Genomic DNA, 1,155 nt, shown 5'->3' on the forward strand with positions numbered 1-1,155 from the left:
CTTGAGTTCAACTTATAAATGCAACTTTTTGGGTGCGGATAATAAGCAATAAAAACATTTATTTTTCAGAGAGGAAAGAGAGACAATGTCCCCCTTTCTCTCACTCTGAATGGATAAAGTTTGCTATCTTTGCTTTAATTGTCCGTCCAAAGAAAAAAAAGTTGCAGATGAGCAAACATATAACCGAGGAACAAAGGTATGCAATTTCTATGATGTTGCAAATACCGATGAGCAAAAAAGCAATAGCGGAAGCTATCGGAGTAGATAAAAGCACTGTTTACAGGGAGATAAAGCGCAATTGCGACGCCCGAAGTGGTAGCTATAGCATGGAGCTTGCCCAGCGAAAAGCAGACAGGCGCAAGCAGCAAAAACATCGCAAGGAAGTGCTTACACCGGCAATGAGAAAACGGATAATAAAGCTGTTGAAGAAAGGATTCAGCCCGGAGCAGATTGTCGGCAGGAGCCGCTTGGAGGGAATTGCGATGGTATCTCACGAAACGATATATCGCTGGATTTGGGAGGATAAGCGGCGGGGTGGCAAACTGCACAAATATCTTCGCAGACAAGGTCGCAGGTATGCCAAACGTGGTTCTAAAAATGCAGGGCGAGGATTTATCCCAGGCAGGGTGGATATTGATGAGCGTCCCGAGATAGTGGAACTGAAGGAGAGATTTGGTGATTTAGAGATAGATACAATTATTGGTAAGAACCACAAAGGTGCCATTCTTACCATTAACGACAGAGCAACAAGCAGGGTCTGGATACGCAAGTTGTCGGGAAAAGAAGCCATCCCGGTAGCTAAGATTGCAGTATGGGCACTGCGGAAAGTGAAAAACTTAATACACACAATTACGGCTGACAATGGAAAGGAGTTTGCAAAGCACGAGGAAATTGCGCAAAAATTGGAAATAAAATTCTATTTTTGCAAACCATACCACTCATGGGAACGTGGTGCCAATGAAAACACCAACGGGCTTATCAGGCAGTATATCCCAAAGGGTAAGGACTTTAGTGAAGTAACCAACAAACAGATTAAGTGGATTGAAAATAAACTCAATAATCGACCTCGTAAAAGACTTGGATACCTCACGCCAAACGAAAAATTTAAACAAATTATTAATCAGAATTCTGTTGCATTTGCAAGTTGAATTCAGC

Annotated in this window: 1 protein-coding gene; it reads left to right on the forward strand. The window is 42.3% G+C overall.

The genetic code is table 11. The annotated features are described in order from the left end of the window. Window positions 1-167: 167 nt before the first annotated feature. Window positions 168-1,148, forward strand: a complete 981-nt coding sequence (locus DXD78_RS20910; protein WP_005794072.1) for an IS30-like element IS4351 family transposase — start codon at window positions 168-170, stop codon at window positions 1,146-1,148. Window positions 1,149-1,155: the final 7 nt, after the last annotated feature.

It is taken from the genome of Bacteroides sp. D20 (assembly GCF_003436255.1).
Lineage (GTDB): Bacteria > Bacteroidota > Bacteroidia > Bacteroidales > Bacteroidaceae > Bacteroides > Bacteroides uniformis.

Excerpts from the sequence above, each read along its gene's own strand:
- DXD78_RS20910 (WP_005794072.1), top strand. The coding sequence starts at position 168 with ATGAGCAAACATATAACCGAGGAACAAAGGTATGCAATTTCTATGATG.